Source organism: Paralcaligenes ureilyticus, assembly GCF_004346225.1.
GTDB lineage: Bacteria > Pseudomonadota > Gammaproteobacteria > Burkholderiales > Burkholderiaceae_B > Paralcaligenes > Paralcaligenes ureilyticus.
On sequence record NZ_SMAJ01000025.1, the window covers coordinates 1 to 13,294 of the forward strand.

Annotated in this window: 13 protein-coding genes; 9 read left to right on the forward strand and 4 right to left on the reverse strand. The window is 59.4% G+C overall.

Annotated elements, in window-relative coordinates; genetic code table 11:
• Window positions 1–324: 324 nt before the first annotated feature.
• On the reverse strand, window positions 325–771 hold the full coding sequence (locus EDC26_RS19195; RefSeq protein WP_132586028.1) for an acyl-CoA thioesterase: 447 nt from the start codon (window positions 769–771) through the stop codon (window positions 325–327).
• Between the two features lie 107 nt (window positions 772–878).
• Here EDC26_RS19195 and EDC26_RS19200 point away from each other — a divergent pair, with 107 nt between their 5' ends.
• The 5 genes from EDC26_RS19200 (at window position 879) to EDC26_RS19220 (ending at window position 4,773) form a co-directional block, all read left to right on the forward strand.
• The gene (locus tag EDC26_RS19200; protein WP_132586031.1) at window positions 879–1,529 is read left to right on the forward strand and encodes an HAD family hydrolase; all 651 of its coding nucleotides are present in this window, start codon (window positions 879–881) and stop codon (window positions 1,527–1,529) included.
• Between the two features lie 106 nt (window positions 1,530–1,635).
• Window positions 1,636–1,983 (forward strand): carboxymuconolactone decarboxylase family protein, encoded by a 348-nt coding sequence (locus tag EDC26_RS19205; protein WP_132586034.1) that lies wholly within the window; start codon window positions 1,636–1,638, stop codon window positions 1,981–1,983.
• A 93-nt stretch (window positions 1,984–2,076) separates the two neighbouring features.
• Complete coding sequence (locus EDC26_RS19210; protein ID WP_132586037.1) at window positions 2,077–2,517, forward strand: VOC family protein; 441 nt, start codon at window positions 2,077–2,079, stop codon at window positions 2,515–2,517.
• An 11-nt stretch (window positions 2,518–2,528) separates the two neighbouring features.
• Window positions 2,529–3,728 (forward strand): YbfB/YjiJ family MFS transporter, encoded by a 1,200-nt coding sequence (locus tag EDC26_RS19215; protein WP_132586040.1) that lies wholly within the window; start codon window positions 2,529–2,531, stop codon window positions 3,726–3,728.
• Window positions 3,703–4,773, forward strand: coding sequence for an NAD(P)H-dependent flavin oxidoreductase (locus tag EDC26_RS19220; protein ID WP_132586043.1), 1,071 nt, complete (start codon window positions 3,703–3,705; stop codon window positions 4,771–4,773). Before EDC26_RS19215 ends, EDC26_RS19220 begins: the two co-directional genes overlap by 26 nt.
• An 11-nt stretch (window positions 4,774–4,784) precedes the next feature.
• On the opposite strand, the gene EDC26_RS19225 is transcribed toward EDC26_RS19220, so the two are convergent.
• From EDC26_RS19225 to EDC26_RS19235, 3 genes are all read right to left on the reverse strand, one after another.
• Window positions 4,785–6,527, reverse strand: a complete 1,743-nt coding sequence (locus EDC26_RS19225) for an IlvD/Edd family dehydratase (protein WP_132586046.1) — start codon at window positions 6,525–6,527, stop codon at window positions 4,785–4,787.
• 76 nt (window positions 6,528–6,603) lie between these two features.
• Entirely contained in the window at window positions 6,604–7,503 is a 900-nt protein-coding gene (locus tag EDC26_RS19230; RefSeq protein ID WP_132586049.1) for a DMT family transporter, read from the reverse strand.
• The gene (locus EDC26_RS19235; protein WP_132586052.1) at window positions 7,500–8,420 is read right to left on the reverse strand and encodes a bifunctional helix-turn-helix transcriptional regulator/GNAT family N-acetyltransferase; all 921 of its coding nucleotides are present in this window, start codon (window positions 8,418–8,420) and stop codon (window positions 7,500–7,502) included. The genes EDC26_RS19230 and EDC26_RS19235 overlap by 4 nt, the downstream gene beginning before the upstream one ends.
• Before the next feature lie 241 nt (window positions 8,421–8,661).
• Between EDC26_RS19235 and EDC26_RS19240 the strand changes: the two genes are divergently transcribed.
• The 4 genes from EDC26_RS19240 (at window position 8,662) to EDC26_RS19255 (ending at window position 13,266) form a co-directional block, all read left to right on the forward strand.
• Window positions 8,662–9,603 carry a 2-hydroxyacid dehydrogenase gene (locus EDC26_RS19240; protein WP_132586055.1) on the forward strand — a complete coding sequence of 314 codons (942 nt, stop codon included), beginning with the start codon at window positions 8,662–8,664 and terminating at the stop codon, window positions 9,601–9,603.
• A 159-nt stretch (window positions 9,604–9,762) separates the two neighbouring features.
• Entirely contained in the window at window positions 9,763–11,295 is a 1,533-nt protein-coding gene (locus EDC26_RS19245) for an ABC transporter ATP-binding protein (RefSeq protein ID WP_132586074.1), read from the forward strand.
• Window positions 11,288–12,349 carry an ABC transporter permease gene (locus tag EDC26_RS19250; protein WP_132586077.1) on the forward strand — a complete coding sequence of 354 codons (1,062 nt, stop codon included), beginning with the start codon at window positions 11,288–11,290 and terminating at the stop codon, window positions 12,347–12,349. The genes EDC26_RS19245 and EDC26_RS19250 overlap by 8 nt, the downstream gene beginning before the upstream one ends.
• Window positions 12,349–13,266 (forward strand): ABC transporter permease, encoded by a 918-nt coding sequence (locus EDC26_RS19255; RefSeq protein ID WP_132586148.1) that lies wholly within the window; start codon window positions 12,349–12,351, stop codon window positions 13,264–13,266. Before EDC26_RS19250 ends, EDC26_RS19255 begins: the two co-directional genes overlap by 1 nt.
• The last annotated feature ends 28 nt before the right edge of the window (window positions 13,267–13,294 follow it).

Here is a 13,294-nt window from a genome sequence, read left to right on the forward strand (position 1 = left end):
TCACCAGCGCAGCCGCAGGGCGAGGGGTGGGTACCGTCCGGTCATTCGGCCAGCGCCGGGTGCTGACGAAGGGAAGGCGGGGGCTGTCGGCGGGCGCTGTTTGAGCGGAGCCTCGCGCGCGAGGCGTAGCGAGTTCGCCCGACGCCCGCCTGGACGAGGCAGACCCGGGCAGTCGGGGCGCGTAGCGCCTCGACCGCTGGACGGACCGGACGGTACCCACCCCTCGCCCTGCGGCGTCTTAATAGAATGACCCCACCCAAAACGGCTCAAAAAAACAGCGACGCGAAACGCGTTCAGTTCCGTAAGCGCTTCAATCGAAATACCCTAGGCGTTTTGTGGCCGCGTTAATATTTCCAGCGCCTTGCGCAATGCCGGCGGCAGGGGCACCGGCCGGCGTGATTTTCTGTCGACATAAACATGCACGAAATGACCATGCGCAGCGGATAGCGGCTCGCCCTCTTTGAAAATGCCCACTTCGTAGCGAACGCTGGAATTGCCCAGATGGGCCACCTTGAAAGCCGCGTCAATATTGTCGGGAAAGGCGATGGGTGAAAAATAATGGCAGCCGGTTTCCACTACCAGCCCGATGACTTCACCGGATTCGATATTCAGGACCCCCGCGTCGATCAGATAGCGGTTGACGATGCTGTCGAAGTAAGACAGGTAAGTGACATTGTTCACGTGCCCATACACGTCGTTGTCGGACCAGCGAGTGGCAATCGGCCGGCAGTAGGTGAAATCGCGGCGGTGGCAAGGAACAGGTCTGGTCATGGCTGGTGGGGTCGGCGTTCGCGGTGTGAGGGTGACAAGCCTCTGCGGTCTGTGCAGGGTTCGAGCTTTTCATCAATAATATCCCCAATTGTTTTGCGAGGGTAGCAATGAAATTTGACGCGGTAATTTTTGATTGCGACGGCATTTTGGTCGACAGCGAACCCATTACTCTTGGGGTGCTGAGAGACATGTTGAGCGAGTTGGGATGGGATTTAAGCCCGCAGGAATGCCATGCCTTGTTTGTGGGCAAGGCATTCCAGGACGAGATGGACCTGATTGAGAAAAACACCGGCAAAAGGCTGGGGCCGGATTGGATCGACATATTCCGCGCGCGTCGAAATGCGGCGCTAAGCTCGAGGCTGGAGGCGGTGCCGGGCATTCACGACGCGTTGACCGCGATTGCCGGGCATTGGCAAGCCAATATGGCCTGCGCCTCGGGAGCCGATCGTAAAAAAATCGAACTGCAGCTCGAAAAAATCCGGATTCGCCATTATTTCGAAGACAGGATTTTCAGCGGCCACGAGGTGGCCAGGAATAAGCCGTTTCCGGATATCTACCAGGCCGCCGCCGCGGCGTTAGGCGTTTGCCCACAACGCTGCGCTGTGATCGAAGATAGCGTTACCGGGATCGCCGCGGGCGTCGCTGCCGGCGCCATGGTGTTCGCCTACTCGCCGCTCGGCCACGACGAGCCTCTATATAAGGCGGGCGCCTCGAAAACATTTGCCAGTATGGCCCTCTTGCCTGATTTGCTGATCTGATCGAGCCGCTCGATGGAGGGCTTCGTGTTTGGTTCGGGGGTCGGGAAGACTATGATGGTCGTATGCAATCCGTTTTCATGATGCAAACACGTTAAGGAGAAAATGTATGGAACACTCGATGTACCCCTCTATGACGAAAGAACTCGCCAAACAACGGTCCGACGCGACTCCCGAGATACAGGCGGCCTTCAAAGCGTTCAGCGCCAAGGTCTTCGCCGATGGGGCGTTGCCCAAAAAGACCAAGCAGTTGATAGCCGTGGCCGTGGCTCATGTGACCCAATGCCCCTATTGCATTCGCGGCCATACAGAGCTGGCGATGCGCGAAGGCGCGACCGAACAGGAAATCATGGAGGCCGTGTGGGTAGCCGCCGAAATGCGCGCGGGCGGCGCCTACGCCCACTCCAGTCTGGCGCTCGATACGGTCAATCAGGTCAAGAGTCGGTCCGGCGCGTAGTTTTCTGCGTGCGTGCATAGTTAATGACTGCAAGGCTGGAGATGGATGTACTGGCCGCAGTCAAAGCCGCGATGGGTTGAGGTGGGACGTGCCATGTTTAAAATTCAAACCATAGACCATCTTGTTCTTCGTGTGGCTGATCTTGCGCCCATGCTGAATTTTTATGTGAATGTGCTGGGCTGCACGCTGGATCGTGTCCAGGAAGAGCTTGGGCTCTACCAGGTCCGGGCGGGCGACGCGCTCATTGACCTGATTACGGTTGATGGAAAGCTGGGGCGTGCGGGTGGTTGCGCACCGGGTAGGGAAGGGCGTAACCTTGATCATTTTTGTTTGAGAGTAGAGCCCTTCGATGGTGAGAAGATACGGGCTTATCTGAGTGAGCAGGGGATCGAAGCCGGCGAACTGGCGCTCCGATACGGCGCGCAAGGTCAAGGCCTTTCTTTGTATCTATCCGACCCGGAGGGTAACGAGGTGGAGCTCAGAGGGCCTGTCGGGCGGCTGCTGGCTATAAACGAGAATCAACAAAGCGGTTAGCATAGTATCAAATGAAAACATTACAACGATTACCTACGCCGGTGATGGCAACACTGCTGGCGGCGCTCGGGCTCGCATCCGCAATGGGCATCGGGCGCTTTGCCTTTACCCCCTTGCTTCCTCTGATGCAGCAAAGCTTCGGACTCACGCTGCGGCAGGGGGCATGGCTGGCAACGTCCAATTACGCCGGTTATTTTGTGGGGGCGCTAATTAGTTTCATTTTCGATCCTGCGCCAAACAAAGCCGCCCGGTATAGCCTTTTGTGGATAGCCGTGCTCACGCTTGCCACGGGCTTGACGCAGATGTATGCAGCCTGGGTGGTGTTGCGGTTTCTCACGGGCGTGGCGAGCGCCTATGCGTTGATCGGTATTTCTTCATGGGCCTTGACTGTGCTGGCGCCGCAGCGCCGGCCAGGGCTGTATGGCTGGGTATTCGCGGGAGTGGGGTTTGGCATGATTTTGGCGGGCCTGACCGGCTTGGCGGCCGGAGTCATGCATGCAGCGCCCGATCACGCCTGGCTGGCGCTGGGGGCTTGCGCAGCGGTGGTCTTTGTTTTTTCCTGGCGCCCTTTGGGTTGGAGTCCCATTGGGCCCAAGCGCGCAGCAACTTCTGCACCGCAGCCGATAACTACCCGAGGCTGGACTCTGGTGTTTTGCTACGGCGTGTTTGGTTTTGGCTACATTATTCCGGCCACATTTTTGCCTGCGTTTGCGCGTGAACTGATTAGCGATCCGGCGGTTTTTGGATGGGTCTGGCCGGTCTTCGGAGCGGCGGCGGCGCTATCCACGGTCATCACCGCCTATTTGTTTGGGCGTGTGTCGCCGAGAAAGGTGTGGGCATACAGCAATATTGTGATGGCGGTCGGCGTTTTGGCTCCTGCTTTGTTCCTTAGCCCGGCCACCATTGTGATCAGCACCGTTTGTGTCGGGGGGACCTTCATGGTGATGACCATGACGGGCATGCAGACCGCGCGCCTGGCGACAGGCGCCGATGCGTCCAGACTGATTGCGGCCATGACCGCCAGTTTTGCGATGGGCCAATTGTTGGGGCCGCTGGCGATTCCCGGCGGGACGCTTAGAGAATCGATTGTGTTGCCGGGCATTGCCGCGGCCTGTTTATTGTTCGTTGGCGCAATCATCTTGTTTAGCCTTCGCACTGCTGCACATTCAAGGAAGGAGATTTCCAATGACTACCGCCCGGATTCGCACTGAACAGTTTTGCCGACGCTATGGGCTTGGTGTGCCCATATTGATGGCGCCGATGGCGGGGTCGTGCCCGCCATCCCTGGCGATTGCCGTGGCTAACGCGGGCGGCCTGGGCGCTTGCGGGATATTGCATATGCAGGCGGCAGACGTTACGGCCTGGGTGGCGCAGTTTCGCCAGCAGTCCGAAGGTGTGTTTCAGCTTAACGTGTGGATTCCCGACCCGAGTCCCGTGCGCGATGCGCAGCACGAAGCCCGGGTCCGCGATTTCCTCTCTCAATGGGGGCCCTCGGTACCCCCCGAGGCGGGAAACGTTGCGCTGCCGGATTTTGCTGCACAATGCGAGGCCATGCTTGCCGTCGATCCACCCATTGTTTCCTCGATCATGGGTTTGTATCCTTCCGGCTTCGTCAAGCAGCTCAAGGCTCGTGGCATTGCATGGTTCGCCACGGTGACAACGGTTGCAGAGGCCAGAGCGGCTCAGGCGGCCGGCGCCGATGTCCTGGTTGTTCAGGGGATGGAGGCGGGCGGCCATCGCGGCAGCTTTGAGGCCGATCGGGCGCAGGCGCAGCAGGTGGGCCTGTTTTCCTTGTTGCCGGCTGTCGTCGACGCCGTGAAAATCCCCGTCGTGGCGACCGGAGGCATTGCCGATGCACGTGGCGTCGCGGCCGCATTGACGCTGGGGGCGAGCGCGGCGCAGGTCGGGACAGGCTTTCTGCGCAGCCCCGAAGCGAAGATTCATCCGGCATGGGCCAAGGCGCTGGCAGGAGCGGCGCCGGAAGATACGGTTGTGACGCGTGCTTTCAGCGGCCGGGCGGGGCGCGGTATTGCCACGGATTATGTGCGTGCTGCCGAGGCGGCAGCGGCACCTGCAGCGGCGCCCTACCCGGTGCAGCGCGGCTTGACGTCCGAGATGCGCAAAGCCGCTCTGCAAAGCGGCGATGTTCAGAAGATGCAGTTATGGGCGGGGCAATCGGCGGGCCTGGCGTCGGACGAACCGGCCGCCGATATCGTTCGTTCGCTTTGGAGCGGTGCGCAGCAGTTCCTGCCTTGACGCGGCGTGTCCTACCGGGGCGTCGACCCCTTGGTTTGCGCCGCGCGCATAAAGTCGAAGTCCACGCCTTTGTCGGCCTGGGTTACGGTGTCCAGAAATAGTTTTTGATAGCCTCTTTCCGCGGTGGGCGGCACGGCGGGATTTTCGAGGGCTCTTTTTTTCAGTTCCGCTTTGGGCACGAGCAAGGAAATTTCCCGATCCTTTACGCTGAGCCGGATACGGTCTCCGTTTTTTACGTGCGCCAGAGGGCCGCCGATGGCCGATTCCGGCGTGACGTGCAGCACAATGGTGCCGAATGCCGTGCCGCTCATGCGGCCATCGGAAATCCTCACGATGTCTTTAACGCCCTGAACGGCCAACTTCCTGGGAATGGGAATATAGCCGGCCTCGGGCATGCCGGGCGCACCTTTGGGGCCAATGTTCTTCAGGACCAGGACATCGTCTTTGTTTACGTCCAGATCATCGGTGTCGATGCGCGCGGCCAGATCGGCGGCGTTTTCGAACACCACGGCCCGGCCTTCATGTTCCATAAGATCGGGGTGGGCCGCTGATTGCTTGATAATGGCGCCGCCCGGAGCCAGATTGCCGTAAAGAACGGCTATCCCGCCTTGCGGGTAAATGGGGCTGCCGATGGATTTAACGACTTCTTGTGCAAACCCAGGACCTGCGAGTTCGATCTCTTCGCCCAGCGTCCGCCCGGTGACAGTCAGCGCGTTCAATTTCAGCAGGGGCCTTAGTTGGCGCAGCAATGTGGCCATGCCGCCCGCTTTGTGAAAGTCTTCCATATAGTGTTGGCCCGAAGGCTTGAGATCCAGCAGAACGGGGGTTTCGCGGCCCATGCGGTCCAACGCCTTCAAATCGATATCCAGCCCCACACGGCCCGCAATGGCTGCCAGGTGCACGATGCCGTTGGTCGAACCGCCTATGGCAAGCAGCACCCTCATCGCGTTTTCAAACGCGTCAGCCGTCAGTATCTTGTCTATCGTTAAATGCTCTTTTGCCATCCGGACAGCCTGGGCGCCCGTCAGCTCGGCGATGCGCATGCGGTCGGCGGTGACGGCCGGCGGAGTGGCTCCGCCCGGAATTGTCATGCCTAGTGCTTCGGCAATGCAGGCCATGGTGCTCGCCGTTCCCATCACCGAGCAGGTGCCCACGCTGGCGACCAGTTGCTGGTTCACGTCGGAAATCTCTTGATCGTCGATTTCCTGGGCACGGTATTTTCCCCAGTAGCGTCGGCAATCGGTGCAGGCGCCGACGCGCTCGGATCGATGCGAGCCGGTCAGCATGGACCCGGTGATCAGTTCAATGGCGGGTATGCCGGCCGACGCCGCGCCCATCAATTGAGCCGGTACGGTCTTGTCGCAGCCGCCAATCAGCACCACGGCATCCATGGGTTGGGCCCGGATCATTTCCTCGGTATCCATCGCCATCAGGTTGCGCAGATACATGCTGGTGGGAAAGGAAAAACTTTCATGAATGGATATGGTCGGGAAATCCATGGGCAGGCCGCCCGCCAACATAATGCCGCGTTTCACCGCTTCCATCAGTTGCGCCATATTGCCGTGACACGGGTTGTAGGCGCTCCCGGTATTGGCAATTCCGATGACAGGCCTGTCCAGCGCCGCATCGGTATAGCCGGCCCCCTTGATAAAGGCCTTCCTCAGGAATAGCGAGAATTCGTTATCGCCGTAGCTGGTCAGGTTTTTTTTCAGTCCTGTGGGGTCGGTATGGGGCACTGCTGGTTTCTTGGGCATGATCTATTTCTTTATTACTTTTATTTCACATTGGCCGATTGTAAAGCTGCCCCTTTCGATGCGGGTGAATGAATACCTAATTGATCCGTGCCGGTGCTCGCACTTGCATCCGCTGCACCAGCAGCAGTCCCGACACGACCAGCACGATCGAGAGGCACAAGGTCCAGGATGGCAGGTGCCGTTCTATCGGCAGTTCGATCAATGCGGCGGTAATGGGACCCAGGGCCTGAAAAGCGACGACGCGGCTTGCGTCGATACGGCCGAGCGCCCATAGCCAGAGGTAGTAGCCCAGCCCGCTGGCGAAACCCATGAATACGATGTTCAGCCAGTCGATAATGTTCAGGTTCGACGGCCAAAGCGTCTGGCCCGTGAGCAGGCAGGCCAGTGTCAGGAACACCACCGAAGAGAACATGGCAATCCCGCTGGTGGGCAGCGTGGGGTAGCGCTTCAGATAAGGCCGGTACAGCACGCTGCAGGCGGCGCCCACAATCGTCGCGGCGATAATCGCGATGGGTGATGACCAGCCTGTGTTGCCCCCGCCCGCCGCCAGGGAGGAAGGGCTGAGCGAAACCGCCACACCGGTAATCGCCAGCACGATGCCGATTGTCTTGGCCGAACTAAGGCTTTCCTGTCGCAGCGCCAGGGCAAGGCACATCGTGGCCAGAGGCATGGTCGAGAAAATCAATGCGCACAGCCCGGCTGATAATGATTCCAGGGCATAGTTCACCAGGATGATCAGTACGGCAAACTGAAAGATTCCCAGCACCGCTATCGCCGCGGCATCCTTGATTGTGTATCTGGGCCAGCGGATGCGCAGCAGTGGCAGGGCCAGGAAGGCCAGGCCTATCAGATAACGCAGGAACGCCAGCGTCACGGGTGATACGACAGGAGCGACGACGCGTGTGGCGACCATTGCCGCACCAACGAGTATGCCTGTCACCGCGGCGGCGCCCAGCGCCAGCCGGTAGGTATTCACAGAAGCAGTTCCCAGGTTTCGCCGACCAAATCTTTGCCGAAACTATGGTGCGGTTCTTCTCCGGTTAGTTTGAAGCCCTCGTTTTGATAGATGCCGCGCGCGCCGACCAGAATGCTGTTGGTCCAGAGTATCAGTTTCTTGTAGCCCAGCTGTTTGGCATGCCGGATGCACTCCTGGACCAGGCGTTTGCCGATCCCCAAGCCGCGCGCGCTCGGTTCCACATACAGCAGACGCAGTTTCGCAACGTCTGCGGTATGCCGCACGAGGAATACCGAACCGACCACCGCGCCGTCCTTTTCCGCGATCCAGCTGCGTTCCCATGACGGGTCGAAATCGCGTATGTACTTGGCGACGACCTCTGCGACAAGGGCTTCGAAATCGGCATTCCATCCGTATTCCTGGGCGTACAGGGCGCCGTGCCGGTGGATAACCCAGCCCATGTCGCCCGCTTGCGGGTCGCGCAGCAGGTAGCTTGTGCCTCGCTTGTCCAGCAGGCCCTCGATTTGATGCATGGCTACCACCAATTGTTGTTGTTCGGCTTGCGAAAGCTGCTCGAGCATGGCTGCCACCTCCTGATGCGAGGCTTTGTTCAGGGGCTCGAAGCTGGCGCGGCCCTGGCGGGTCAGGGCCAGCAGCGACGCTCTGGCATCGGTTTCCGAGCGTGTTTTCTTGATGAGTCCGCGTTTTTCAAACCGTGTAATGATGCGGCTGAGATAACCGGCGTTCAAGCTCAGTTCGCTCACCAGGTCGGCCGTCGTCAGGCCGGCGCGATGGGCCAGTTCATAAAGAATCCGGACTTCGGTCAGGGAAAATTCGCTATTGAGCAGGTGCTCGTGCAGCACACCGATTTGCCGGGTGTAGAAGCGATTGAAGCGGCGCACCGTTTCGGCCCGCTCCGCGAGTTGCGCTGCTTCCATTTTGGTTTTCCTGTAAAGTTGCTATAAGCAATTATATATGTGCTTTTAGCAACTATAGCATTAGTTAATATTTATAGATACCGTCTGTCGGCCACTGATTCTGGCACCCACAAGGGGTGCCGCTACATGAGCCGCCGGTACGTTTCCGTAGCGGCACCCGTTGTGGGTGCCATCTCCCGTTAGAGTTTGTAGCGGCACCCCTTGTGGGTGCCATCTTTCGCCCTAAATTAAGGTCCACGTCATGCCGCAAAAAATTCCCGTTCTGGTGATCGTTTCCATGCAGGAGGCGTATCGGCGCCCGATCGCCGCGGCCTACGATATGGTGTATGCGCCAGACAAGGCGGCTCGTGACGCCGCGATTGCCACGGACGGGTCGCGTTTTCGCGGCGTTTTAACCATAGGCACTGTTGGTCTGACGAAAGCGGAAATCGAGGCCATGCCCGCCTTGGAAATAATTTGCTCCCTGGGTGTAGGCGTCGAAAAAATCGATGTTGCGGCGGCGCGGGCGCGTGGAATCATCGTGGCCAATGGCGCGGGCACCAATGATGCAAGCGTGGCCGATCACGCGTTCGGCTTGTTGATTGCGGCTGTTCGGGGCATTGTCACGCTTGATCAGATGGTTCGCAACGGCGGCTATCGCGACGCATTGCCGGACCATCGGCCCACGGTGTCGGGCAAGCGCATCGGTATCGTGGGCATGGGCATGATAGGACGGCAAATTGCCAGAAGGGCGTCCGGGTTCGACATGGAAATTGGCTACTGCAGCCGCAGTCGGCGCAGCGACGTCGGCTATGCCTACTTTGAAGATGTGCGGGAGCTGGCCGGCTGGTGTGATTTCCTGGTGATGGCTATTCCCGGCGGGCCGGCCACCCATCATCTTGTCAACGCCGCCGTGCTCGAAGCTCTTGGCCCGAAAGGTGTGCTGGTTAACGTTGCGCGCGGCAGCGTTGTCGATACAGAAGCGTTGGCGGCGAGCTTGCGCTCTGGCGGCATTGCCGGGGCGGGCCTGGATGTCTATGAAAGCGAACCGCTGCGGCCGGAGTCGCTCATCGATCTGCCCAACGTTGTGCTGACTCCCCACGTGGCGGGCCGCTCGCCCGAGGCCATGCAGGCATCACTCGATCGGTTCCTGGCCAATATCGACGGTCATTTTTCCAGGCGTGGAGTGATTTCGCCGGTGTGATTGCGCGGTGGTTTGGCGCTGGTTGTGGCGTATGTGGACGAGCCCAGCAATTTATTGGCCTGATTCGAAGGCAATTGAGTAAAATCAGCCGGAGTCAGTCCCCGGCGGTGCGTGATGGCGTCGCTTGTGCAAATCAAGATATCACTAAAAAAACGAGACATGAGCAGCCGCCTGGAGCTAAAAAACATTACGAAGGCCTATCCGGCCGTTGTGGCCAACGATGCGGTTGGCCTGACGGTGATGCCGGGCGAGATTCACGCTGTCCTGGGAGAGAACGGCGCCGGAAAATCAACGCTGATGAAAATCATCTATGGGGTGGTTGAAGCGGATTCGGGCCAGGTGTATTGGAATGGCCAGGAAATAAAAGTCGGGAGTCCGTTGGCGGCGCGCCAGTTGGGCATCGCCATGGTGTTTCAGCATTTCTCGTTGTTTGACACTCTGACGGTCACGGAAAATATCGCTTTAGGGTTGCCTGCGGATACAAAGCTCGACGCCTTGGCGCGGCGCATTGCCGATACGGCGACCCAGTACGGGCTCGATCTGGAGCCGCAGCGTCATGTGCATACCTTGTCGGTGGGCGAGTGCCAGCGTGTGGAAATTGTGCGAGCGCTATTGGCCAAGCCACAACTGCTCATCCTGGACGAGCCCACTTCGGTGCTGACCCCGCAGGCGGTGGAAAAACTGTTTGAGACCTTGCGCCGTCTGGCGGCCGAGGGTTGCAGCATTTTATATATCAGTCATAAGCTCGATGAAATAAGGGCGCTTTGCCACAGCTGTACTGTGATGCGCGGCGGCAAGGTTACAGGTGTGTGCGACCCCAGGCAGGAAACCGAAGCCAGCCTTTCGCGTCTGATGATAGGTGCCGAGCCGCCCGCGGTTGAACGTCATCGGCAGCCGGCCGGGGCTACGCGCCTGTCGGTGCAAAAACTCTCTCTGAAAAAAAGTCATCCGTTCGCCATCGAATTGCACGATATCGAGTTCGACCTGCGTGCAGGTGAAATAGTGGGTCTTGCCGGTGTTTCGGGCAACGGTCAGCAGGAGCTGCTGGCGGCTCTGTCGGGCGAGGACACCCGTGCCGCCCCCGACTCGATCCTGCTCGACGGGGTGTCTGCGGGCCGGCGCAACGCGGCGTGGCGTCGCTTGCATGGCCTGGGCTTTGTGCCCGAAGAGCGGTTGGGTCGGGGCGCCGTGCCTGAGTTGAGTCTGGCTCAAAACCTGTTGCTGTCGCATCAGACCCGTGCAACGGTCAGGCATGGGATGGTTCGCTACGGCGTGCTCGACCGTTTGGCGGCAAGCATTATCGAGCGTTTCAGGGTGAAGGCCGGCGGGCCGCAGGCCATGGCGGGCAGCCTTTCGGGAGGCAATTTGCAGAAGTACATCATCGGGCGGGAAATCGTGCGTGCGCCCAAGGTGCTGTTGGTGGCGCAGCCTACTTGGGGTGTCGATGTAGGCGCCGCCGCGCAAATACGCGCCGAACTGTTGGCGTTGCGCGATGCGGGTTGTGCCTTATTGGTCATTTCAGAAGAGCTGGATGAATTATTTGAGATATCCGACCGATTGATCGTTATGGCAAAAGGAAAAATATCGCCGTCGATCGACGCGTCCGAGGCCAGTATGGATTTGATCGGCCGCTGGATGAGCGGGTTGTGGCTGGGCGCTGCCCCCGGTGTTCAGGGAGCGGTCCATGCTTAAGCTCGAACCGCGCGCCAAACCCTCGACGTGGATGTCATGGCTGTCTCCCGTCATGGCGGTCGCCTTGACGATGTTGTGCGGCGTGGTGTTGTTCGCCTCGGTGGGGCGCGATCCCCTGGCCAGCCTGGCGGTGTTTTTCCTGGACCCCATCAAGGATGTGCACGGCTGGTCCGAGGTCGGTGTCAAGGTTGCGCCGTTATTGATGATTTCAGTGGGCCTGGCGATCAGCTTTCGGGCCAATGTCTTCAATATCGGGGCCGAAGGGCAGTTTGTGTTGGGTGCGATTGCGGCGGGCGCCGTCATTTTGCATTTCGACGACGATACGAACGGTGGCGCGGGATTCATTGCGCTGGCCCTGATCGCCGGTATGGCCGGCGGCGGGCTATGGGCTGCGATTGTGGCGTGGTTGCGCGACCGCTATAACGCCAACGAGATTCTGGTGTCGCTCATGCTGGTCTATGTGGCCGAGCTGTTGCTCAGTTATTTGGTGCATGGGGTGCTGATGGATCCCGATGGTTTCAGCTTTCCGCAGTCCAAGTTGTTCTCCAGCGGCTTTCTGTTGCCGATTATCCTCCCCGGCACACGTTTGCATTTGGGATTGGTGCTGGCCCTTCTGGCGGCCCTCCTGGCCTGGGTGTACCTGGCGAAGAGCTTTTCAGGATTCAAATTGCAGGTGGGCGGCATGGCTCCGCGAGCGGCCTTGTATGCCGGTTTTTCGTCGCGCCGGTCTTTGTGGATTTCCATGACTGTTTCGGGTGCTTTGGCGGGTTTGGCCGGGGCATGCGAAGTGATGGGGCCTATAGGCCAGTTGACGCCGTCGGTCTCTCCGGGCTACGGGTTTGCCGCCATCATTGTGGCGTTTGTCGGGCGGCTGCATCCGATAGGCGTGATCTTCGCCAGCTTTATCATGGCGCTGTTTTATATAGGCGGCGAATTGGCGCAATCGCGCCTGGGGATGCCGAGCGCCATTACCGGCGTATTCCAGGGCATATTGCTGTTTTCCTTGCTGGCCTGCGACGTGCTGATCCACAACAAACTAAGCTGGAGAAAATGATGGATGCTCTGGCGCCGCTGATTGCGGCTTCGATCAATGCGGGCACCCCTCTGATGCTGGCGGCCCTGGGTTTGCTGATCAATGAAAAGTCCGGAGTCATCAATCTGGGGGCCGAAGGCATGATGCTGGTCGCGGCCGTGGTGGGCTTTGCGGTTGCCGTTCATAGCGGCAGCGTGTTTTTGGGGTTTGCGGCCGGCGCTTTCGCCGGGATGCTGCTGGCCGGCTTCTTTGCGTGGCTTACCGTGTGGCTGGGCGCCAATCAGGTGGCTTGCGGCCTGGCCTTGTCGCTGTTTGGCGGCGGAGCGTCGGCCTATATAGGCATTGCGTATGTAGGTGTCAGCCTGCATGCGGGTAAATTCGGGATCCCGTGGCTGGAGAACATCCCGTTTTTTGGGCCGGCTTTGTTTCGCCAGCACCCGATGGTGTATGTGTCGGTGCTGCTGTGTGGCGCGATTATCTGGTTTTTGCGCCGCACCCGTGCAGGCCTTGTTTTGCGTTCGGTGGGTGAATCGCCGTCATCCGCGCATGCCTTGGGGTTGAATGTGCGCCGCATTCGCCTGGCTGCTCTGGTGTTTGGCGGGGGCTGCTGCGGCTTGGCGGGGGCCTTCATGTCGTTGGTATATACGCCCATGTGGGTTGAAGGCATGGTGGCCGGGCGTGGCTGGATTGCACTGGCCCTGACCACGTTTGCCACCTGGCGTCCGGCGCGGGTCATGCTGGGGGCTTATTTATTTGGTGGAATAACGATTCTTGCCTATTATATGCAGGCAATGGGTGTGCCGATCGCCTCCCAGCTGTTGTCCATGTTGCCTTATCTTTCGACGGTCCTGGTTCTGGTGGTGATATCGCGAAATTCCGGCTGGATAAGGCTGAATATGCCGGCTTCGCTGGGCAAGAATTTCAGTCCGGGCTCGTAGAGCATCAATTTGTAGACGTAAACTTTCA

Bases quoted from the DNA above. Each gene is read 5' to 3' on its own strand.
- EDC26_RS19195 (WP_132586028.1), bottom strand. From the start codon at position 771: ATGACCAGACCTGTTCCTTGCCACCGCCGCGATTTCACCTACTGCCGG.
- EDC26_RS19200 (WP_132586031.1), top strand. From the start codon at position 879: ATGAAATTTGACGCGGTAATTTTTGATTGCGACGGCATTTTGGTCGAC.
- EDC26_RS19205 (WP_132586034.1), top strand. From the start codon at position 1,636: ATGGAACACTCGATGTACCCCTCTATGACGAAAGAACTCGCCAAACAA.
- EDC26_RS19210 (WP_132586037.1), top strand. From the start codon at position 2,077: ATGTTTAAAATTCAAACCATAGACCATCTTGTTCTTCGTGTGGCTGAT.
- EDC26_RS19215 (WP_132586040.1), top strand. From the start codon at position 2,529: ATGAAAACATTACAACGATTACCTACGCCGGTGATGGCAACACTGCTG.
- EDC26_RS19220 (WP_132586043.1), top strand. From the start codon at position 3,703: ATGACTACCGCCCGGATTCGCACTGAACAGTTTTGCCGACGCTATGGG.
- EDC26_RS19225 (WP_132586046.1), bottom strand. From the start codon at position 6,527: ATGCCCAAGAAACCAGCAGTGCCCCATACCGACCCCACAGGACTGAAA.
- EDC26_RS19235 (WP_132586052.1), bottom strand. From the start codon at position 8,420: ATGGAAGCAGCGCAACTCGCGGAGCGGGCCGAAACGGTGCGCCGCTTC.
- EDC26_RS19240 (WP_132586055.1), top strand. From the start codon at position 8,662: ATGCCGCAAAAAATTCCCGTTCTGGTGATCGTTTCCATGCAGGAGGCG.
- EDC26_RS19245 (WP_132586074.1), top strand. From the start codon at position 9,763: ATGAGCAGCCGCCTGGAGCTAAAAAACATTACGAAGGCCTATCCGGCC.
- EDC26_RS19250 (WP_132586077.1), top strand. From the start codon at position 11,288: ATGCTTAAGCTCGAACCGCGCGCCAAACCCTCGACGTGGATGTCATGG.
- EDC26_RS19255 (WP_132586148.1), top strand. From the start codon at position 12,349: ATGGATGCTCTGGCGCCGCTGATTGCGGCTTCGATCAATGCGGGCACC.